Origin of the sequence: Paenibacillus sp. CECT 9249 (assembly GCF_918697855.1) — a bacterium.
In the GTDB taxonomy this organism is placed as follows: Bacteria; Bacillota; Bacilli; order Paenibacillales; family Paenibacillaceae; genus MSJ-34.
Map to the genome: position 1 here is coordinate 234,704 of NZ_CAKKLI010000002.1, position 21,638 is coordinate 256,341.

16 protein-coding genes are annotated in these 21,638 nt (G+C 53.8%); 5 read left to right on the forward strand and 11 right to left on the reverse strand.

Going from position 1 to position 21,638, the window contains the following annotated elements; genetic code table 11:
* Nucleotides 1-36: 36 nt before the first annotated feature.
* From LQ229_RS03025 to LQ229_RS03040, 4 genes are all read right to left on the reverse strand, one after another.
* Nucleotides 37-486 (reverse strand): DUF3905 domain-containing protein, encoded by a 450-nt coding sequence (locus LQ229_RS03025; RefSeq protein WP_216537410.1) that lies wholly within the window; start codon nt 484-486, stop codon nt 37-39.
* A 93-nt stretch (nt 487-579) separates the two neighbouring features.
* Nucleotides 580-2,112 (reverse strand): ABC transporter substrate-binding protein, encoded by a 1,533-nt coding sequence (locus LQ229_RS03030; protein ID WP_230190924.1) that lies wholly within the window; start codon nt 2,110-2,112, stop codon nt 580-582.
* Between the two features lie 24 nt (nt 2,113-2,136).
* Nucleotides 2,137-3,033, reverse strand: a complete 897-nt coding sequence (locus LQ229_RS03035; RefSeq protein ID WP_230190981.1) for a carbohydrate ABC transporter permease — start codon at nt 3,031-3,033, stop codon at nt 2,137-2,139.
* Between the two features lie 60 nt (nt 3,034-3,093).
* On the reverse strand, nt 3,094-4,032 hold the full coding sequence (locus tag LQ229_RS03040) for an ABC transporter permease subunit (protein WP_230190925.1): 939 nt from the start codon (nt 4,030-4,032) through the stop codon (nt 3,094-3,096).
* Nucleotides 4,033-4,267: 235 nt separating this feature from the next.
* Between LQ229_RS03040 and LQ229_RS03045 the strand changes: the two genes are divergently transcribed.
* Together LQ229_RS03045 and LQ229_RS03050 are read left to right on the forward strand one after the other, a co-directional pair.
* The gene (locus LQ229_RS03045) at nt 4,268-6,118 is read left to right on the forward strand and encodes a histidine kinase (RefSeq protein ID WP_230190926.1); all 1,851 of its coding nucleotides are present in this window, start codon (nt 4,268-4,270) and stop codon (nt 6,116-6,118) included.
* A 13-nt stretch (nt 6,119-6,131) separates the two neighbouring features.
* Nucleotides 6,132-7,808, forward strand: a complete 1,677-nt coding sequence (locus tag LQ229_RS03050; RefSeq protein ID WP_230190927.1) for a response regulator transcription factor — start codon at nt 6,132-6,134, stop codon at nt 7,806-7,808.
* An 86-nt stretch (nt 7,809-7,894) separates the two neighbouring features.
* Here LQ229_RS03050 and LQ229_RS03055 read toward each other — a convergent pair whose 3' ends face one another.
* Nucleotides 7,895-8,281, reverse strand: coding sequence for a FlxA-like family protein (locus LQ229_RS03055; protein WP_216537405.1), 387 nt, complete (start codon nt 8,279-8,281; stop codon nt 7,895-7,897).
* A 997-nt stretch (nt 8,282-9,278) separates the two neighbouring features.
* Nucleotides 9,279-10,940, reverse strand: a complete 1,662-nt coding sequence (locus tag LQ229_RS03060; RefSeq protein WP_230190928.1) for a glutamine--tRNA ligase/YqeY domain fusion protein — start codon at nt 10,938-10,940, stop codon at nt 9,279-9,281.
* Between the two features lie 163 nt (nt 10,941-11,103).
* On the opposite strand from LQ229_RS03060, the gene LQ229_RS03065 reads away from it, so the two are divergent.
* Entirely contained in the window at nt 11,104-13,485 is a 2,382-nt protein-coding gene (locus LQ229_RS03065) for an Ig-like domain-containing protein (protein ID WP_230190929.1), read from the forward strand.
* Between the two features lie 266 nt (nt 13,486-13,751).
* Here the strand turns inward: LQ229_RS03065 and glpK are convergent, their stop codons facing one another.
* From glpK to LQ229_RS03080, 3 genes are all read right to left on the reverse strand, one after another.
* Entirely contained in the window at nt 13,752-15,245 is a 1,494-nt protein-coding gene (gene glpK, locus LQ229_RS03070; protein ID WP_216537401.1) for a glycerol kinase GlpK, read from the reverse strand.
* Nucleotides 15,246-15,255: 10 nt separating this feature from the next.
* Nucleotides 15,256-16,020: a 2,4-dienoyl-CoA reductase gene (gene fadH / locus LQ229_RS03075; protein WP_216537400.1), complete on the reverse strand. Its 765-nt coding sequence runs from the start codon at nt 16,018-16,020 to the stop codon at nt 15,256-15,258.
* A 136-nt stretch (nt 16,021-16,156) separates the two neighbouring features.
* Nucleotides 16,157-17,692 (reverse strand): sulfatase-like hydrolase/transferase, encoded by a 1,536-nt coding sequence (locus tag LQ229_RS03080; protein WP_216537399.1) that lies wholly within the window; start codon nt 17,690-17,692, stop codon nt 16,157-16,159.
* Nucleotides 17,693-17,833: 141 nt separating this feature from the next.
* Here LQ229_RS03080 and LQ229_RS03085 point away from each other — a divergent pair, with 141 nt between their 5' ends.
* Nucleotides 17,834-18,721 (forward strand): AraC family transcriptional regulator, encoded by an 888-nt coding sequence (locus tag LQ229_RS03085; protein WP_216537398.1) that lies wholly within the window; start codon nt 17,834-17,836, stop codon nt 18,719-18,721.
* A 63-nt stretch (nt 18,722-18,784) separates the two neighbouring features.
* Nucleotides 18,785-19,471 carry a metal-dependent hydrolase gene (locus LQ229_RS03090; RefSeq protein ID WP_230190930.1) on the forward strand — a complete coding sequence of 229 codons (687 nt, stop codon included), beginning with the start codon at nt 18,785-18,787 and terminating at the stop codon, nt 19,469-19,471.
* Between the two features lie 455 nt (nt 19,472-19,926).
* On the opposite strand, the gene LQ229_RS03095 is transcribed toward LQ229_RS03090, so the two are convergent.
* Nucleotides 19,927-20,589: a bifunctional 2-keto-4-hydroxyglutarate aldolase/2-keto-3-deoxy-6-phosphogluconate aldolase gene (locus tag LQ229_RS03095; RefSeq protein ID WP_216537396.1), complete on the reverse strand. Its 663-nt coding sequence runs from the start codon at nt 20,587-20,589 to the stop codon at nt 19,927-19,929.
* Between the two features lie 9 nt (nt 20,590-20,598).
* The gene (locus tag LQ229_RS03100; RefSeq protein ID WP_230190931.1) at nt 20,599-21,567 is read right to left on the reverse strand and encodes a sugar kinase; all 969 of its coding nucleotides are present in this window, start codon (nt 21,565-21,567) and stop codon (nt 20,599-20,601) included.
* Between the last annotated feature and the right edge of the window lie 71 nt (nt 21,568-21,638).

Consider the following 21,638-nt stretch of genomic DNA (forward strand, 5'->3'; position numbering starts at 1 on the left):
GCATCCAAGCGCGCAACGCGCGGCAGCCGTCATCGCTTAGCCGTTCTCCCGCTCCGGCCCGCTCGGATCGGAATCTTCCCTCGGCCTGCGCGGCGGACCGGCCAAATTGGATGTTTGCAGCGGCGGGTGCATAAACGATCCCTGCCGCGGATCTTCGCCTTTCTCGAATATGGCGCGGTTGGCGGAAGTTCGGAAGCCGATATCTTTAAACGGATGAACCCACTGGTCCCCGGACATCACTTCGGGCTCGGTTTCCTCCGACCATTGCTGCAGCGGCGATTGCGGCGATTCGTACTCATGGTCTCCGATCACAACGCCGAATTCGTTGACGAACGGGCCCTCCGGCCCTCTCCCTTCGCGGAACTCCGGCAGAAACTCGATCTCGAACGGGTCCAGCTTCGGATCGTCGTCGAGAACTTCCGCGTTCGATCGCTCCGCTTCGGCCGGGGACATCTTCTTCCGGCCGTCTTGAGGGGATTGGTCCATAAGTCATCTTCCTTTCTCGTCGGTATTAGCCTGCTGACTTTTTGAAACATGCATTTTTAGTATGTTCCGCCCCAATCCTTGCCATACCCCGCCTTATTGCTTCGCTTTCCATTCGTCGTACTGGCGCTGCATTTCTTCCATCACTTTCGCCAAACCGTTCGCATTGAATTTCTCGATCGCTTGCGGAACCGCCTTCGTCGGATCGACCGTGCCGGTCATGATCGGCGGATAAAATTCCTCCTTCACGTTCCGCAGCGCGGCGATCTCATTCTGCACCGGCGTCGGATCGAAGTTGAAGCCGAGCAGCGGCGCATTTTGGGCGGAATTGTTGAATTTCTCGTACTCTTCCCATTTATTATCCGGATCGTCCTTCTGCAAGTACGTAATCATAACGTTGCCAAGCGCGAAGCCCGGAACGGCATAGCTTTCCGTGGAGGCGGGCAGCAATTCGATGCGGTTCTCGCCGATTTTCTTGTAATGAACGCCCTCGATCCCGTAGCCAACCATATTTCTTACATAAGGATCCGTGTTCAGCAAGTTCAAAAATTTCATCGCTTCGACCGGATGCTCGGACGTGGCGGATATGGCGTTCATGCTTCCCGTAACGGACCAGTTGTAGACGAGCGGATCGTCGGCGGGAGTCGATACGACCTTGTACCCGTATGAAGCGGACCATAGGTTATCCGCGAGCGGAGCCGTATTCGCCTTGTCGGCGAACCATTTGCCCGTTTTGTCGTGATCGGACGAAGTAAGCGTCGCAATGTCTTTGGCCATGTATCCGGCATTATAATATTTGTGCATCGTTTCGAACGCTTGCATCATTTCCGGCGTTTCCAGAATGTTCACCAGTTTCTCTCCGCCGCCGAGCGGCATGCCGACCGGCAACGATTCGTCCACCAGGTCGAACGGAATGATCGGCTTAATGTTCTTGTCGCCCGCATAGACGACGATGCCTTTCTCTTTCTCCTTGATCGTCTTCAGCAGCGGTTCCAAGCTTTCGAGCGATTTGACGCCGGAAATATCCAAATCGTATTTTTCGAGCAGTTGCTGATTGAAACGCCATACATTTTGCGCCGGGAGCTCTTTGTTCGTCGGGACGGCATAGATTTTGCCGTCTACTTTCGCGCCTTCCAAAAACGCCGGATGCAGCGCATCTTTAATGCCTTGCCCGTATTGGTCGAGCAATTCGTTCAATTCCAGAAATGCGCCTTTGCGCGAGTTATTGACATAATTGAATGCCCAGGAGCAGGTAAAGGCGATATCGAACGGCTCGCCCGACGCGGCGATCACCGGCATTTTCGTATCGTAATCGCCCCAGTCGAGCAGCTTCATTTTCACAGTCACGTTGATTTTCTCTTTCGTGTACTTGCTCAGTTCCTCAAACACTTTGTCAGTGTCTTTCTGCGGCGTGCCGATCATATACCAGATCAGTTCTACCGGCTCCCCTTTCCCCGATTTCTCCTGCGGCGCGGCAGCCTCGGACGGCTTGCTCTCTTCCGCTTGCGGCGGCTGCGCAACCGGATCGCCGCCTCCCGCGCCGCCGCTGCCGCATCCCGCGAGCGTCAAGCCGATAAGAAGGACCAACGCGAGCGACATCAACCAACTTTTTCTTGCCTTTTGAACCATTCTTTTTTCCTCCCTTTGATTCGGTTATTCCTTCAAGGCGCCGATCGTCAAGCCCTGGATGAAATATCGCTGGAAGAACGGGTAAGCGAGCACTATCGGGCCTGTCGCCAAAACGACCATCGCCATGCGCGCCGTGTCCGCCGGCATCGACCGGATCACTTCCAAACCTTGTCCCCCGCTGTTCAGCAAATTGGAATTTTGCAAAATAAACTGCATATTGTTCTCGATGCGCATCAGCATGGACTGCAGCGGAACCAGCTTCGGCTCGTCGATGAACAACAGCGCGTTGAACCAATCGTTCCAATACCCGAGCGTGCTGAACAGCCCGATCGTCGCGAGCCCCGGCAGAGACAGCGGGAGCACAAGTCTGGCGAAAATTGTGAATTCGCCGGCTCCGTCCATCTTTCCGGATTCGATAATCGCATCGGGAACCATCGTCGCAAAGAACGTTCGCATGATCAAAATATAGAACGCGTTGACGGTCAACGGCAGAATCAACGCCCAGACGGAGTCCTTCAAATGCATCAGTTGCGTTGCCACGATGTAGAACGGTACGAGGCCGCCGTTGAACAGCAAGGTGAAGAACGCAATGAACGAGAACAGTCCCCGATACTTAAAAGCTTTTCGCGACAGCGCATAGGCGTACAGCGAGATGACGGCCAAACTGATCGCCGTGCCGACGATCGTGATGAAAATCGTTATTCCATACGACCGCAATAGTTGGTCTCCCGTTTTGAACAAATATTGATAAGCGGCCGCGCTCCATTTGGCGGGAAAAATGCTGTACCCGTTAAGCGACAACGTCTCTTCGTCCGTCAAAGAGATGATGAATACGAACAAAAAAGGAAACACGCACGCAAAAGCGAACAGCCCCGCAATCGCATGACAAGCCGCATTCCATAGCGGCGGCAGCCTATGAATATCCCTTCTTCTCGTCGCGGCGTTATCCAACGTTCCCCCTCCTTTCGCCTATCCGGGCGCTTAGAACAGCGCCTGGTCTTTATCGATTTTGCGAACGACATAGTTGGAAGTCAGGACGAGTACGAATCCGACAAGCGATTGATACAGCCCGGCCGCGGTCGTCATGCCGATCTCGCCGCTCACTTTCAGCCCGCGGAAGACGTACGTGTCGATGACGTTGGTGACGGGATACAGCGATCCCGAATTTCGCGGCACTTGGTAGAACAGCCCGAAGTCCGCATAGAAAATCCGCCCGATCGCCAGCAGCGTCAAAACAACGATCAACGGCCTGATCATCGGGAGCGTAATGTTGCGGACTTGCTGCCACTTGTTCGCCCCGTCGATCATCGCCGCCTCGTAATACGACCGGTCGATGCCGACGATCGCCGCCAAATAGATGACGCTCGAATATCCGACCGTTTTCCATAGATTCATCGCGACGAGAAAATACGGCCAATACGTCGTATCCGAATACCAGGGAACCGCTTCTCCTCCGAAGAAGGCAATGATCCGATTCAGCACGCCTTTATCGACGCTGAGAAAGCTGAACGCAAAATAGCTGACGATAATCCATGACAGGAAATGGGGCAGAAACATGCCGGTCTGATACAGCTTCGCCAACTTTTTATTCGCGATTTCGCTTAGTATAACGGCCATCATGACCGAGACGACCAATCCGCTGACGATAAATACCGCATTGTACAGAATGGTGTTCCGCGTAATCACGAACGCGTCGTTCGTCGTGAATAGAAACTCGAAATTGTTCAAGCCGAGCCATTTGCTGTTCACGATACTCGCCCAGAAACCGTCGCGGTGAAAACGATATTGTTTAAATGCGACGACCGTGCCGACCATTGGCAAATAGGAAAAGAGCAAAAACCAGACCGCACCGGGCAGCACCATCAACAGAAAAGCTTTATTGCGATAGAAACCGCGGGCAACATTTCGAAGCGCTTTCATATTTCCCCTCCCCGAGCGCAAAGTATGCGATTTCGCTTCTACTTCGACGGTAACGGATATTTTCGCGGCGGAAAAGTTGCGAAATTAATGATTTGCTGCACTAATTAAATATTTTTGGAAAAGTTTAGGTTCTTCATGTTATTCTATTACTAACCTCGTAACATGCATGTAGAAAATGAGCTTGCCCGCTGGCAGGCATCGTCTCTTGAAGCGAATTGGGACAGGAGTTGGTTGCATGTTCAACATCGCCGAATTGTACCGAACGCATTGGAAACGAAAACTGTTCAACAAAATTTTAATTATTTACTCCGGCATTACAATTCTTTCCTTAGCGTCCTTATCCGTGTTCGTATTCAAATATTTCGCCGATACCTCCATACGCAACGACCTGGATTTCAACAAACAAGTTCTGGAGCATGTCGGGGGATATCTGGATGCGAAATATGTGGACTCGTTGCAGGTGATGCAGCAGCTTTACCTGGAAAAAACGATGCTGGACGACGTCCTCTATTTTCTTGAGCACGACTTCGGCCCGTATATCAGCTACCGTTTGGACCGCTACGCCAAAAGCGCGGATACGAAAGCGCGGAACATGAACACGTTTTTCCGCTTCCGCATGGACGACGATCCCGATATTCACAGCATCTTGCTGTACAGCAACTCCAAAAAGTTCGCGTACATTATGAAACCGAACGAATACCAAAGATACTATCCGTTCGAGCAAGGAGCCGGCGTGTTCGCACCGCCCGGCAGCGCCGCGGGGCCGCCGCGGTTTATGCAAACCGAAGAAATGCAAGGCCTGCAAGCCATCGTGCAAAACAATCATGTCTTGACGACCGTCAGCGCCATTAACGATCCGTCCACCCAGCAAAACGTAGGCAATCTGGTGATCAATTACGATATCAACGGCATGTTCAAGTCGTTCCGCAATATGGGCCGGGAAATCAAAGGATATATCGTCGTATTAACGAAAGACGGACAAGTGTTGTTCGATTCGTCGAACCGGTATTACGGGGGGAAATACCCCTACTGGTCCGAGCTTCATACGGCCGACGGCAAAAAGCCGATGGAGGAGCCTTCCTATGTCAACGTGAACGCCTCCAACAATTCCGGGTTTCTCATTGCAGGCATTATGCCCGAATCGGAAGTCCGCGGCGCGGACAACGGGCTGAAAAACACGCTCATCCTGACGACCTCGCTCTGCACCCTGGCCGCGCTTTCGATTACTTTTTTTACGATCAAACATTTCTCCAGACGGACCAAAACGATTATTCAAGCGATGAAGAAGCTGCAAAACGGCGATTTGACGGTTCGCATTCCGATGGAAAAAGAAGACGAGCTATTCGAAATTTCCACCCGTTTCAATCAAATGTGCGCGGATTTGTCCGAATATATCGACCGGGTTTACGCCTCGGAAATTACGAAGAAGCAGGCGGAACTGGTCGCCTTTCAGGCGCAGATCAAGCCGCATTTTCTGTACAACACGCTCGAAGCGATACGAATGCGGGCCATTGCCAAGAAAGCCCACGATGTCAGCGATATGATCTATATTCTGGGCACATTGCTCCAATATTCGATTAAGAGCGGCACGGTGATCTCCTTGTCGGACGAAATCGAATACTGCAAGCGGTATCTCGATTTGTTCCGCATTCGCCATAAGTATAAATTTTCTTATCACGTCGAGATCGAACCGGAACTGGCCGAGCGGCCGATCGTCAAGCTGACGCTGCAGCCTATCGTCGAGAACTACATTATGCATGGCATCCGGTTAAAGCGCGACGATAATCTGATCTCGATCGCGGCGGAATTGGCGGGACAAGATCTATGCATTACGGTTCGGGATAACGGAAACGGAATCGCGCCGGAGAAGCTGGAACAGATTCGGCGCATGCTGGAGCGGCGGGATCCGCATTCGTCCAAGTCGATCGGGTTGACGAACGTTCACGAAAGACTAAAGACGATGTTCGGCGAACGGTACGGCTTGCGGATCGATAGCCGGCTCGGGTCCGGCACGTCCGTAACGATGATATTGCCGGCGATGAAAGCTCCCGAAACCGAGATTGCCGCAGCAGCCTATAAACATTGAGGAGGTTCCCTGCATGTACAAAGTATTTATCGTTGACGACGAACCTTTTATTTTGGAAGGCTTGCCTTATGCGATCGAGTGGGAACAGTTCCATTTGGAGATCGCCGGCCAGGCCGAGGACGGACGGCAAGCTTTGGAAGCGCTGAAATCGAAGCCTGCCGACATTCTCATTACGGATATTACGATGCCCGTCATGAACGGATTGGAATTGATCCGCGAAATGAAGAAGCTGAACCCGCAAATGAAATTTATAATATTAAGCGGCTATCATGAGTTCGATTATGTGAAACAAGGAATTACGCTCGGCATCGAAAACTATTTGTTGAAACCGATCAATGTGGAAGAACTGAAGGAAACGGTCAAAAATACCGTTCGCAAGCTCGACGACGCGCTGCGCAAGGAATGGATCGGCCAAAGCCGTTTCGACGTGCTGCGCGACAATATTTTGTACCGCTGGGTAACGGGCGGCATCGGCGCGCCGGAGCTCAAAGACCGTTCGAAATTGCTCGGCTTTCCGATCGCCGCTCCTTACTACACCGTCTTCACGATGAAGCCCGTCTTTGCAGACATGTTCGCGGAGCCGAGCACGACAGCCGGAATTAACGCCGGAACCGGCGATTACGAAACAGGCTCCAACGACAAGCCGGGATGGGCCGGCGTTCCCGATCCCTCCGCCTTGCCGCCTTACCTGTTCCGCAAAGACCGGGTCATCGCGGCCATGTATCAATATTGCCGGGAAACGATCGGGGACGGCGGGGAATGCGTCTGTTTTTGCGACGCCGACGGAGATATCGTCATCATAGCCGCTTCGCAGTCTCCCCATCCGGAGCAAGCGCCGCGCTACCGGTTGATTCGGCAACTTCGAACCGATATGGAACGGTTGTGGAAGGTGCGGATCATTGCCACGACAGGAAGCACGGAGCCTTCCTTCGCCAACGTAAGCCGCAGTTATGACAGTGCCAAGAACATGCAGGAATACGATTTGGTCAACCACGACGAAGAATGGCTCGATTACGGTCTTCTGCATGGCGCCGCCGATTCGGCCGCCGCCCGGATCGATTTGCAGACTTACGAGAAGCTGCTCCTGGCCAAGGACAAAGACGCCGTCCTGGCATGGATCGATGCGCTGTTCCGTCGGCTATCGGTCCCCGGCACGGCAACGCCGTCGCAAATCCATAACGCGGCGATCGAGATGATGATTCGCGCGAAACATTTCGCCAAAGATATGAACATGAGCAATGAATTGATTTCTAACGATTACAAGCAGCTATTCTCCAAATTGTTCAAAGTGCGGACGCTCGAGCAATTGAACGAACATGTCAAATATATCGCCGGGGCGGCTGTCGATTGCATGGCCGAAGAGGACGGAAAGCTGAGCCCTGTCGTCAGGCAAGTGCTCCAGCATATAAGCGATCATTACGCGGAGGAGCTTTCCTTAAAGACGCTGGGACAAGCCTTCCGCATATCTCCGGGCTACCTGGGCCAATTGTTCAAAAAAGAAACGAATGTCGCTTTCTCGGATTACTTAAACAAGTTCCGGATGGAAACGGCCAAAAAGCTGCTCATGAATACGAGACTTACGACAAGCGACATCGCGCAGCGGGTCGGGTATGTCGATGCGAGTTATTTTTACCGGCAATTCAAGAAGCATTTCGGCATCTCGCCTTCCGAGTTAAGAAGCATGCGGTGATCGGCGGGAAGAGAAGGCAATGGGAAAAGGCCGGGAGAGCATGCGCGGGGCATTGTTCGCCGGCCTATGAAGCGTCCGTTTCTCTGTTATATTCTTATGTCGATCGTTACTTTGGCATCGTGAAGCGACTGCTGCGGCTCAAGCGTTTCCATAAGATTGTCGGATGCACGATCCGGCGAGTTCTCCTTCGGTCTTTGCTTATCCTCCAGAATCTGCTTCTTTCTGTTCATCAGCATGTTGATTTGGGCGTCGATCATCGCCATTTCTTTGCTGAGCATTGCGAGTCTCTCTTTTTTTTCGTCCGGCGAGGCATCGCTGGTTGCGACTTCCGCCATTTCTTTGGAAACTGTCATTCTCCGCTTTTGCAATTGTCTGATTTGTCTGTCGATTTGCGCGAGTTCTCCGCCTCCGCCGGTATCGGGCAAACTTGCCGAACGGGCAAGGCTTTGCAACGACGACATGATCATATCCATTGTAGAACCTCCTTCCTAGGGAAACCGCGCCTTGTCTTGTAGCAGGAGCAGGTATCGAGCAGGCGAAATTTCCATTCTTATATACAGATATCGGAATTTGGAAGGAAATAGTTTACCCCTGGTTCAACCGTTTCGGCATCTCTCCGTGCGAATTGAGCAGCTTGCGACGACCAAGGAGGTCTCCCGCCATCCGCCTCGCCGACTCGGCCAACGCCCAAATTCGCACCCAAACGGGCATGGGCAAGCATCATCGGAATGCGTCGGCGAATACGCTAGTCATAACAAATCGAAAGGAGCGATTCGCATTGTCGAGTCATCAAGATCATCCGGGCAAACACTATCATCATCACCATCATCATGTGGTTCATCACTATCACCATTCTCATTGCATGCATCACCATCCGCATCATATGGGGGGAGGCGCCCATCATCATGGCGGATGGCATGGAGGGTGGCATGGAGGTTCTTGCGGGTGGCATCCCGGTTCAGTTGGATGGCATGGCAACCCCGGAGGATGGAAGCATACGTCCGATGGATGGAAGCATACTTCCGGCGGGTGGAAGCATGCTAGCGGAGGGTGGAAACATACTTCCGGCGGCTAACCCGGAATCAATCAGGTCTAACAGATCGTTTTCCCGGCATAGGGCTGCTGCACAAGTTGTAAAGAATACAACATTTTAGGGGGCGAGGGGGTAAAATGGACCGTTATGTTGCACTTTGTACAACAATATCGCCAGGAAAATGGCGAGATGGCCCGTTCTAACCCCGGCATGTTGTAAAACCTGCAACATCGGCATCATGGTTATATGCAGAGAGAACGAAATGTTGTATTTTGTACATGATAAATCCCGGTCTCCGCGCAGCGGTGAACCGTACTTGCCCCGCCCGCCGGAGCCGGCCCGCGGCTTCATCGTTTCACCGCTGCGCCGGCCGATCGGTAAATGACCGGCACAACGCGCGCCATGCGTAAAAAAACAGGCCTCACGGCCTGTTTTGCTTATTTTTTCACTTCGAACGAGCTTTTCAGCGAAACGATCAGATTGAATACCGGCTTGCCGGGAGAGCTGTACTTCGGATCGACATTGAAATAGCCGTGGCGGAAAAATTGAAATTTATCGTGCGGCTCGGCGTCTTTCATGTTCGGCTCGACGAATCCTTGTACGATCTCGAGCGAATTCGGATTGACGCGATCCAGGAAAGATCCGCCCTCTTCCTCTTCTTCCTCATCCAAGATCAAAGGCTCGTATAAGCGGAATTCCGCCGGAATCGCCTGCGATGCGTCGACCCAATGTATCGTGCCCTTCACTTTGCGTCCCGTAAAGCCGCTGCCGCTCTTCGTCTCCGGATCGTACGTGCAATGAAGCTCGACTACATTGCCGTCCGCGTCCTTGATCACATCGTTGCAGCGAATGAAGTAGGCGTTCTTCAATCTCACCTCGTTGCCGGGGAACAAGCGGAAATATTTGCTCGGCGGGTTTTCCATGAAATCGTCCTGCTCGATATAGATTTCGCGCGAGAAAGGGATTTGGCGCACGCCCATTTCCGGGTTTTCCGTATTGTTCTCCGCTTCCAGCATTTCCGTTTGGCCTTCCGGATAGTTCGTAATGACCACCTTGAGCGGTCTAAGCACCGCCATCGTGCGCGGCGCGGCCAGCTTCAAATCTTCGCGGATATAGTGATCGAGCATCTTCGGGTCGACCGCCCCGGTACCGCGCGATACCCCCGTCTCGCGGCAGAAATCGCGAATCGACTTCGGCGTAAATCCGCGGCGGCGCAAGCCAGAAATCGTCGGCATGCGCGGGTCGTCCCAACCGTCCACGAATCCTTCGTCCACCAACAGCTTCAGCTTTCTTTTGCTCGTGACCGTGTTCAATAAACTTAACCGCCCGAACTCGTATTGATGCGGCACATGTTCCATTTCGCATTCCGCTACGACCCAGTCGTACAATGGACGTTGGTCCTCGAACTCCAGCGTGCAGATCGAATGCGTTACTCCCTCGATCGCGTCTTCCAGAGGATGCGCATAGGCGTACATCGGATAAATGCACCATTGGTCGCCCGTATTGTGATGCGTCGCATGCACGATGCGGTACAGCACCGGATCGCGCATATTAATGTTCGGCGAGGACATGTCGATTTTGGCGCGGAGCACCTTGGAACCGTCCGGGAATTCTCCCGCGCGCATGCGCGCGAACAGGTCCAGATTCTCCTCAGGCGAACGATCGCGGTACGGGCTGTTCTGTCCCGGCTCCGTCAGCGTGCCGCGCATTTCCCGAATTTGATCGGCCGTCGAATCGTCCACGTATGCCTTTCCTTTTTTGATCAGCAGAATCGCTCTGTTATACATTTCCTCAAAATAATCCGAAGCGAAGAACAGCCCGTCCCACTCGAACCCGAGCCAACGGACGTCTTCCTTGATCGCTTGTACGAATTCCGTATCTTCCTTCAGCGGATTCGTATCGTCGAAACGCAAATTCGTCTTTCCTCGAAATTCATCGGCGAGTTCGAAATTGAGCCAGATTGATTTCGCGTGCCCGATATGCAAATAGCCGTTAGGTTCGGGCGGAAACCGGGTGACGATTTGATCGACTTTGCCGGATTTCAAATCGTCGATGACGATATTTTTAATAAAATTGGATGCTGCAGGTTTATTCTCCACCGATATCAACCTTTCTGTAGAAGTTATCCGTGTACCCGACCGCTTGGGCGGACAACTTTTATCTCTAAAGTCCTATTCATTTTTATTACAATCATACCGATAACCATTATAGAGTTCAACTATTGAAGAAGGCGCCAGAATTGCAGAAGGAGGAATCGTAAAGTTGAAGTTCCCAAAAATTATTGCCATTATTTTAGCAGTCTTTTTATGTGCTGGCAATTCCGGAATGGCTTTCGCGGCCGATTCGGATCTATCTAAACTGGTTTTATCGAAAAATGAAGTGTCATTGGAGATCGGAGACACGCAATCCCTCTCGGCGACGGCTGTTTACGCGAACGGCAAAACGGAAGACGTCACGATCAAAGCCGATTGGACAAGCGACGAGGATTCCAAACAAATAGCGAGCGTATACGCGGGTACGATCACGGCCAAGAGCGAAGGAACGGCGATCATTATCGCCACTTACAAGGAAATGCCGCAGACCGTGAAAGTTACCGTTACCAAGAAGGTCAAATCGTTAACCAAAGACAAGCAAAGCCTCGATCTTCGGCTTGGAGGAACGCAGAGCAAAGCGGATATTGCGCTGACGGCCACATATACCGATAATTCGACGGAGCTTGTCTCGGACAAAGCGGAATGGTCGATCGACAACGCTTCGATCGCTACCGTCGTCAACGGATCGGTCACGGCGCTCAGCCCCGGATCCGCAACGATTACGGCGAAGTACGGCAAGCAAACCGTTACCGTTCCTATCACCGTTGAAATCGTCAAGAGACTGGAGCCGAGCAAATCGCAAGTTTCCTTGCTGATGGCAGGTCCCGCGAAGTCGGAAACGGTGGAGCTGACGGCGATTTATCCCGACGGCGATACGAAGAACGTAGCGGCTGAAGCGGAATGGTCCTCGGACAACGAGAAAGTAGCGGACATCATTAAAGGCGAAATTACGGCATACGGTCCCGGAAAGGCGACGATCACCGCCAAATACGGCACCAAGACGGCAACGATCAAAGTCGATGTCGACAACACCCGCAAGCTGGATGTCGATAAGCAAAACATATTCATGCGTGTAAACCAAACGCCGGAGAAGGTTACGTTAACGGCAACTTATCCGGATGGAAGAGAAGATGATATTACGGCGCAGGCCGAATGGAGCTCCAGCAACGAAAGCATCGCCTACGTTTCCAAAGGAGAGATTAGCGCATACTCTTCGGGCGCTGCGGTCATTACGGCCAAATACGGCGATAAATCGATTACCGTCAACGTCGATGTCGAGATTCCCCGCCGTCTGGAAATACTCAAGGATAACGGCGGAAGCAGCGTTGCGGTAGAGTCGATCTCCATGAAAGTGAATCAAGACGTCGATCTCGCCTTGCAGGCCACTTACGCCAACGGTTCGACGGAAATGATTGCCGGCAAAGCCCAATGGACTTCGAACAAGGAAGATATCGTCTATGTGAACGGCGGACGGGCGTCCGCATATAAATCGGGCGAAGCGACAATTACGGCCAGCTATGGCGGCAAAACGGCTTCGGTAAAGGTATCGGTCGATATTCCGAGCAAATTGACGGCCGATCCGAAATCGCTCGCTTTGCAGAAAAACGAAGAGTACCGAATCAATCTGATCGCCGTATATGACGAATATGAGGAAGCGGTAGCGGAAAAAGCCGAGTGGAGCGTCAGCTCGGACAAGGTGCTTTCGGTCGATAAAGGGCTGGTTACCGCTTTGGATAACGGAACGGCTACCGTTACCGCCAAATTCGGCGGCAAATCGGTTACCGTGAAGGTGGAAATCGGCTTGGCCGACAAGCTGGAAGCGGACGTGCGCTTTATCAATTTAAATACAGGCGGCACGAAAACTATTACATTAACCGCGACGGACTCTTCCGGCAAGCCGATCGACGTGACGGGCGAAGCGGAATGGAAGTCGAGCTCCCCGAAAGTGGCAGATGTCAATAAAGGCCTCGTCACGGCCTACGACAGCGGGAAAGCGACGATTACCGCCAAGTACGGCGGCAAATCGGTGTCGATTCCGGTAGAGGTCGATATTCTTCAAAAGCTGGAAACGAGCCACCGCATTCTTTCCCTCAAATCAGGGGAAAAGGCGCAAGTGAAAATCACCGTCACGTTTAGCGACGGAAGCGTGAAAGACGTCACCGCCGACGCGGACTGGAAAGCAAGCAACTACAAAATCGTCGATGTCAACAATGGAGCGATTACCGCGAAAGGCTACGGCAAAACGAACGTAACCGCCAAATACGGCAATAAATCGATTACGATTCCGGTCGATGTGGACACGTTGAAATATTTAAAAACCGATGAAGTCGCCCTTACGATGAAGAAGGGCACGACCGTACAAGTAACGGCAACGGCTACTTATATGGACGGCACCGATATCGACGTCTCGAAGCCGGCGCTTTGGACCTCGAGCAAAATTACGGTAGCCGACGTGAAGGACGGCATCATTAAAGCGACAGGCAAAGGCAAAGCGACGATCACGGTCAGCTTCGGAGGCAAGAAAACGAAAGTGCTCGTGACGGTGGAATAAGCGCTATACCGCCGCAAGACCCGGACGAAAAAAAGCCATGCAGGTAAAAATACTGCTTGGCTTTTTTCAACTTGCCGGGACACGGGGGAGCGTATGCTTATCCCGCTGCACCCAGTCGGTTTTGTTGTTCCGCACATATGTAACTGCAAAAATCCATTTACAAATGGAGATTTGGGCTAGTTTCGCCCGCGCAACTGCAGAAATCCATTTATTTCTGTCCAAATGAACGCAAAATCAGAGAACTTTGGGGATTAGCCCACGTCTTGTCATTTAAACGCCATCGCCGCGCGCACCGCCTTCTTCCATCCTCTGTACAACGCAGCGCTTCGCTCTCCATCCATGGCCCTGGAGAACGTACGCTCGATCTGGCATTGCTGGGCGATCACGTCGCGGTTTTCCCAGAAGCCGACGGCAAGTCCGGCCAAATAAGCGGCGCCGAGCGCCGTCGTTTCGTTCATGACAGGCCGCTCCACATTGACCCCGAGCAAATCGCTTTGGAACTGCATGAGGAAGTCGTTCGCCACCGCGCCGCCGTCAACGCGCAGCGCGCTAAGCGTAATCCCCGAATCTTCCTCCATCGCCATAATCACATCCTTCGTCTGATAGGCCAGCGATTCCAGCGTAGCGCGAATAAAATGCTCCTTCGTCGTGCCGCGGGTCAAACCGAACACCGCTCCCCGGACTTCGCTGTCCCAATACGGCGTGCCGAGCCCGACGAAAGCGGGGACGACATATACGCCTTCGGTCGAATCGACTCTTGCCGCATACGCTTCGCTGTCCTTGGCCGACTTGAACATTCTCATCCCGTCCCGCAGCCATTGCACGGCCGATCCGGCCACGAACACGCTGCCTTCCAGCGCGTATTCCACCTTGCCGCCGAACCCCCAGGCAATCGTCGTGAGCAGGCCGTGCTTCGACGCGATCGCTTGCGTACCGGTGTTAAGCAGCATAAAGCAGCCTGTGCCGTATGTGTTCTTGGCCATTCCGGGTTCAAAGCACGCTTGCCCGAACAAAGCCGCTTGCTGGTCTCCCGCCGCTCCCGCAATCGGGACCGAGCGGCCGAAGAAATGATAGGACTGCGTCATGCCGTATATTTCCGACGAAGAGCGCACATCCGGGAGCATCGATTTCGGCACGTCCAAAATCCGCAGCAGTTCGTCGTCCCATTGCAAATCGTGAATATTGTACATGAGCGTGCGCGAGGCGTTGGAATAATCGGTCACATGCGCTTCTCCGCCGGTAAGCTTCCAGATGAGCCACGTATCGATCGTGCCGAAGCAGAGCTCGCCCCGTTCCGCCCGGGCGCGCGCGCCGTCCACATGATCCAATATCCACTTGACCTTCGTTCCGGAAAAATACGGGTCGATCAGCAAGCCCGTCCGTTCGCGAAAAAGCGGCTCATAGCCGTCCGCCCTTAACCGATCGCATATATCCGCCGTTTGGCGCGATTGCCAGACGATCGCATGATAGATCGGCGTTCCCGTACTGCGGTCCCATACGACCGCCGTTTCGCGCTGATTCGCGATGCCGATCGCGGCCACCTCGTCCGCACCGACGTTCGTCTTCGCAAGCACAGCCGTAATCACGCCCAACACGGTAACCCATATTTCATTGGCATCATGCTCGACCCAACCCGGCTTCGGAAAATGCTGCTTAAATTCCTGCTGAGCCATGCCGACAATGTCGCCCCGCCGGTCGAACAGCAGGGCGCGCGAACTGGTGGTGCCTTGGTCGATCGCTAGAATATATCCCGCCTTCATCCTATCACCTCTACAAAAATGTTTGATGCAGCGACTGTCCTCCGTCCATCGTCACGCATGCGCCGTTAATATAAGAGGCCTCGTCTGATAATAAATACGCCGCCAAACCGGCGATTTCCTCCGGCGTGCCGAGACGCCCGAGGGGTACGCTCTCTACCGCGCGCCGCGCCGACGCTTCCGACAGCACCAGCTTCTCGGCGCCGCCGGTGCGCTCGATCAACCCCGGCGCGATCGCGTTAACGCGGATGCCGTATTTGCGCCCCCATTCGACCGCGAGCGTACGCGTCATAGCGAGAACGCCCGCTTTGGCGCTGGCCGAGTGAACGACTCCGGGGCCGGCATCCCATGCATAAGTGGCTACCATATTGAGGATGCTGCCGCGAATGCCGTTCGCGATCCAATATTTCCCCACCGCCGAACTGCAATAGAACGTACCGTTCAAGACGATGTCGACGACCGCATTCCATCCGTTCACCGACAAATCCTCCGCCGCGCATATGAAATTGCCGGCGGCATTGTTCACCAGCGCATCGATGCGCCCGAACGCGGCCGCGGCGGCATCCACCATATGCTGCACTTGATCCGGGCGGCGCACGTCCATCGGAACGGCAAGCACCTGCCCCGGAAACGCTTCCATTTCCCGCTTCGCCTCTTCCAGCTTCGAAGCGGTTCTGCCGGTAATGGCGACGAGCGCTCCCGCTTGCGCGAAACACGCCGCCATCGCCTTGCCCATACCGCTGGAACCGCCTGTAACGATAATCGCCTTCCCTTTCACCCGCATCCCCCCAGTCGCCGTCATGCGCTAACAAAAGCGCAATGCCGGAAATAACGCTTTATGAACAATATATGCGGGTGGATCTTCTTTCTTTCTTATTGCCAAATGTAACACTTTTGCCGTCCGATGCGCAAATTTACGCGTGCCAAATTCTCGGCATCGGCACAGGCTCTTTGCCCAGTTCCGCCCAGACGTATTTCAACAGCAAGGCCGACTTTAACTCCGCATGCGCCGGGTCGCCCCACAAGTTGTTCATTTCCTGCGGATCTTCCTGAAGGTCGAACAGTTCGCCGTACGTTTGATTGTAATATACCGTTATTTTGTACCTTTCGTCCACATACGTTTTCTGATGGATGGTCGTCGCTTCGTGGCGGAATTCGCAGATCGCATGGTCTCTCGCTTTCTCTTTCGTTCCGAACCAAACTTCCCGTTGGTCGATTCCCGTCATCCCGCAAGGCGCGTCAATGCCGCATACGGACAAGAAGGTAGGGGCCAGATCGACCAAAGATTGAATGGCTCCGGATACGCGCCCCGCGGGGACATGTCCCGGATAACGCACGATGAACGGCAGCTTGATCAAATCTTCGTAATGGAAGCCTCCTTTGGCTTGCAAACCGTGCTGGCCGAAGAAGTGCCCGTGGTCCGTCGTAAAGACGACGATCGTATTGTCAGCCAGTCCGAGCGCGTCCAGCTTAGCGAGAATTTGGCCGATATATTTGTCCATCATGCTGATCATCCCGTAATAGACGGCCACCAGCTTTTTCTTATCGTAATCCGTGAGCCTGAATTTATTGCCGTACTCGTAATAATGATGGGACCGGTACCCATGAATGCCGTAACCGCTCTCCATAAGATGCGAGAAGTCGGGATGCTCTTCCTGCGTCATCGCGAAATGGGGCGGATTCTTGTCATGTTCTCCCGGCACCGCCGACGGGATGGTGAGCTTGTCCGGATCGTACATGGAATCCCAAGGTTCGGGCGCCAAATATTCGGGATGAGGATCGAAGAAGCTCGACCATAAAAAGAAGCTCTCTCCCCCTTCCTTATATTGTTCAAGCAGCGCATTCGTCCGCTCCGCAATCCAGGTGTTGTAATGATATTGTTCGGGGATGTCCCAATGGTACGTCTTGCCCGGGTCCAACGTTCCCGTCGGGGGCAAAAAATAGTCCCGCCAATTGGCGCAACCCTTTTCCTCCATCCATAGAGCGTAATGCTGGCCGACATGGGCTTCGTTCGTATGGTTTCGGGCCAGTTCCACATGATCGAAGCCGTAGAACGGGCCGTTGAATGTTTTCCAGAAATCCAAGTCCTGCAAGATCGGATAGGACTCCAGCGAAGGATATTGTTCGGTAGACCGCAGCGGTTGAAAATGCGCCTTCCCGATCAACGCGGTCTTGTAGCCGTTCTGTTGAAAATCTTCCCCGACGCAATGACGGTCTTCGAGCAGCTTGGTGCCGAGCGTCCAGGCTCCGTGCTGGCTCGGGTACATGCCGGTAATGATGGACGCGCGGCTGGGCGTGCACGTCGGATTCGGGCAATACGCGCGGGTGAACGTCGTACCTTCGCGGACTAATCGATCCAAATTCGGCGTGGAAATTTCGCTGTTGAACGCGCCGATCGTATTCCAATGCTGTTGGTCGCTCGTAATAAGCAAAATGTTAGGTTTCTTCATGAGCGATTCGCCTCCTTTACGTTCATCATACATGACCGCCCTATATCCGAAAATGGCATGATGTACGAATCGTTTGTCATTTTGTCAGGTATCTGGTATCTTGAGAAGTAGAAAGACTCGAATCGGCGGGAGGGAAAATCCTTGAAGGAATACGGGAATGAGTTTGCCGAATTTCTATACTATACGCCAGGCAAAATCGATACCGACGGGCCGGTTTGGCCGGTGCGCGCAGGCCGAAATGCCGCGAAGCCCGGCTATTGCGTCGGGCCTAAGAGCATTGAGTGCTACAGTATGCATTTTGTTTACGACGGCGAAGTGCTGCTGGAACATGGCGGCATGCAGAAGACGCTGCGGAAGGGGGATATATTCTGCCTCTATCCGGAACAAACCTATACGTACCGTGAAATTCCGGGAACCGAGACGCTGCGGATGTGCTGGCTGGCGATCGACGGGGATGAAGCGGATCGTTTGCTGGAACTGGCCGGATTCCGGCAACAGGCGCCATACGTGGAACAAGCGATCGATCGCGGGGTCAGGGAGACTCTTGATTCCCTATTGCGTTTAATAAGAAGCGCCGTATCGCCCGCTCCCGCGCCTTCCGTTTCGCTTGGGCTGCGAAGCTTGTTGTACAGGCTGTTCTCCATGCTCGCCGACGATGCCGGACATCCGCGCGGAGCCGAGCCGCATGATTGGATCCGGGAATGCATGGCATATATGGAGCTTCACGCGACCGAAGGCATTTCGGTTCAACAGGTCGCCGCGTTGGCGGGCGTCAGCCGCACTTACTTCTCCACAGTATTTACGAAACAAGTAGGCGTCTCTCCGGTCGGATACATGATCAAGATTCGCATGGAGAAGGCGAAACGGCTGTTGCGGGAAACGCCTCTGCCGATTACCGAAATCGCGCTTACGCTCGGATATCCGAACTTGTACTCGTTCACGCGGGCGTTCAAACATTACTGCTCCGTGCCGCCGGGCATATACCGAATCCGTCAGCATGGGGAGAGCGGCAAGGATTTTCAGACCTGATTGCGAATATGTTATATTGAATTCAGAAGCAATGATCAATGAAAATGAAAGGAGAGGGTACTCTTGAAACTTACATATTTGGGACACTCTTGCTTCATCGTTGAATCGGGCGGGAAAAAGGTCGTAATCGACCCGTATCTCCGCAACAATCCGCTCGCGGCCGTCAAGCCGGAGGAAGTTGAAGTCGACGCGGTGCTGCTGACGCACGGGCATTACGATCATGTAGCCGATGCGGAAGAAATCGCCCGCCGGAACGACTGCGTTATCGTCGGCATTCATGAAATCGCCGCTTATTTTGCGGGCGTAGGCTTGAAGACGTTCGGTTTGAACTTGGGCGGAAAGCATACGTTCGATTGGGGCACCGTAAAGCTGACGCTGGCGTTTCATTCGTCGGGGCTCGAGTTGGAAGGCGGGAAGTTCCTTCACGGCGGCCAGCCTGCCGGCATTTTGCTGACGATGGACGGCCAAACGCTCTATCACGCCGGCGATACATGCCTGTTCGGCGACATGAAGCTGATCGGCGAACTGCATCGCATCGATGCGGCGGCGCTTCCGATCGGCGACGTCTTCACGATGGGGCCGGACGAAGCCGCCATTGCGGCCGAGTGGCTGAAGGCGAAGACTTACATCCCGATCCATCACAGCACCTTCCCGCCGATCGTGCAGGACGCGGAAGCATGGGTGAAGCAGTTGAAAGAGAAAGGGTTAAGCGGCACGGCATTGCGCCCGGGGGAATCGGTATCGATCTAGGGCGGCGATCGCCCGCAAGACGGAGGCGATTATGCTGCGGGACCGTGCAACCGGATCTGCATCGGGGTCGTGCAATGGGATCGTGCTGCGGATCATGCAGTGGGACCTGCGTCCGGGATGGGTACGGAATCGCATGATCGTGCGGGGTGAGTGTCGGGTTGAGTACGGAATCGTCCGGCATGTTCGTGCAGGGTAACGTGCAGCGAGCAACTGCAAAAATCCATCTAACATTTGCCGCTGTTCGCTTCATGTAACTGCAATTTTCCATTTACAAAACGAAAAATAGGCCGTTTTGGGCCTTTGGGGCGCGCAACAACTGGATTTTTGCATTTAGTTCATGCAAATGAGCCCATTCCGGGAAAAATAAATGGATTTTTGCAGTTACGAAACGTGCTCCAAAGGCACAACAACAGGAAAGGGCCGCCCCAACTCAGGGGAACAGCCCTTCCTTATCATTAGCGCCGGCTCTCGCGGTACGCTTCGATATATTGTGCGGCTTTCTTCGCCACGAGCGAGTAGTCGCCGGTTTTGACGGCTTCGTTCGTCAAATCCGAGCCGATGCCGACCGCTATGGCGCCCGCCTTGATCCATTCGCCCAAGTTGTCGAGCGATACGCCGCCTGTCGGCATAATATTGGCCTGCGGCAGCGGGCCTTTGATCGCCTTGATCATCGACGGCGAGTACAGATTGCCCGGGAACAGCTTCACGATATCCGCACCGAGCTCAAGCGCCGTTTGGATTTCTTGAATCGTCATCACGCCGGGCATAACCGGCACGCGGTACCGATTGCACAGCTTGACCGTGTCCGCATTCAGGCACGGACCGACGACAAATTCCGCTCCGGCCAAGATGGTAGCACGGGCCGTTTCCGGATCGAGCACCGTTCCGGAACCGATAACGGCGTAGTTGTCCGCTGCCGGATCGGCGCTGGAATAACGCTTCGCCAGCGTCTCGATCGCTTGCAGCGCATAAGGCACGGTCATCGTCACTTCGATGATTTTAATGCCGCCGGCAATTGCCTGCTCCGCCATCTTCACAACTTCCTCCGGGGAATTGCCGCGCAGTACGGCGACAACCCCTGCATCTACAATTTGTTGCACCAATTTGATTTTTTTCATATCGTTATCCTACCGTTCTATATGATTGATATTGTCCAGGACCGCCTTCGCTTCTTCCCATGTCGGAATCGCTTCCCAGTCGCCCTCCATTTGGACGACCATCGAGCCGATCAAGTTGCCGAGCCGAACCGCTTCGGCATGGCTCATCCCCTTCAACAATCCGACCAGAAATCCGGCGCAGAAGCCGTCCCCGGCGCCGACCGTGTCAACAACCTGCTTCGCTTTGAAATAAGGCACTTCGCTCAATTCGCCCGCATCCAGCAAATAAGTGCGGTCTCCCCCGCCCTTGATGACGCACACGGCCGACAATTGTTTCAACTTTACTAGTATTTCGTCGAATTTCTCCGTTTCATACAACAAAGCAAGCTCGTCCAATCCCGGCAGAAAATAATCCGCCTCGTTGGCGAGTTCCAACAAAACCGGCCGCGCCTCTTCCAGCGTCCACAGCTTCAAACGCAAATTCGGGTCGAAACAAACTTTGACGCCGTTCTTCTTCGCGATGCGAACCGCTTCGAGCACCGTTTCCCGGCATGTCGGGCTGAGCGCGGGCGTAATTCCCGTAATATGCAGCAGCTTCGCCCCGGCGATATACGACTCGTCGAGATCGGAAGGACCCATCATGCTGGCAGCGGAATGGCGGCGGTAATAATAGACCGAAGACTTGCCGGCGACGACTTCGCGGAACATGAGTCCCGTCGGCGCTTCGGACGTATATTTGACGCGCGATACGTCGACACCTTCGCTGCGCAGAGCTTTCATAATCATTGTGCCGAACGGATCCCTGCCCAATTGGCTAAACCATCCGGCCGTATGTCCCAAACGGGAGACGCCGATCGCCACATTGCTTTCCGCCCCGCCGAACGATTTCTCGAACTGCGACGAGTAAGCGATCCCTTTCGAGCTTGCCGGCATGAACAACCCCATCGATTCGCCGAATGTCACGATCTCCGGCGATTGCCTGCCATATTGTTCGTTCATAGGCTTCACCATCCCACGCGCGCCGCCGCTTGCGATCCGCTTTTCGAACCCGCAGCTGCGACGCTTTTTCT

Bases quoted from the DNA above. Each gene is read 5' to 3' on its own strand.
- LQ229_RS03030 (WP_230190924.1), bottom strand. From the start codon at position 2,112: ATGGTTCAAAAGGCAAGAAAAAGTTGGTTGATGTCGCTCGCGTTGGTC.
- LQ229_RS03040 (WP_230190925.1), bottom strand. From the start codon at position 4,032: ATGAAAGCGCTTCGAAATGTTGCCCGCGGTTTCTATCGCAATAAAGCT.
- LQ229_RS03050 (WP_230190927.1), top strand. From the start codon at position 6,132: ATGTACAAAGTATTTATCGTTGACGACGAACCTTTTATTTTGGAAGGC.
- LQ229_RS03055 (WP_216537405.1), bottom strand. From the start codon at position 8,281: ATGGATATGATCATGTCGTCGTTGCAAAGCCTTGCCCGTTCGGCAAGT.
- LQ229_RS03095 (WP_216537396.1), bottom strand. From the start codon at position 20,589: ATGAAAAAAATCAAATTGGTGCAACAAATTGTAGATGCAGGGGTTGTC.
- LQ229_RS03100 (WP_230190931.1), bottom strand. From the start codon at position 21,567: ATGAACGAACAATATGGCAGGCAATCGCCGGAGATCGTGACATTCGGC.
- LQ229_RS03025 (WP_216537410.1), bottom strand. From the start codon at position 486: ATGGACCAATCCCCTCAAGACGGCCGGAAGAAGATGTCCCCGGCCGAA.
- glpK (WP_216537401.1), bottom strand. From the start codon at position 15,245: ATGAAGGCGGGATATATTCTAGCGATCGACCAAGGCACCACCAGTTCG.
- LQ229_RS03080 (WP_216537399.1), bottom strand. From the start codon at position 17,692: ATGAAGAAACCTAACATTTTGCTTATTACGAGCGACCAACAGCATTGG.
- LQ229_RS03045 (WP_230190926.1), top strand. From the start codon at position 4,268: ATGTTCAACATCGCCGAATTGTACCGAACGCATTGGAAACGAAAACTG.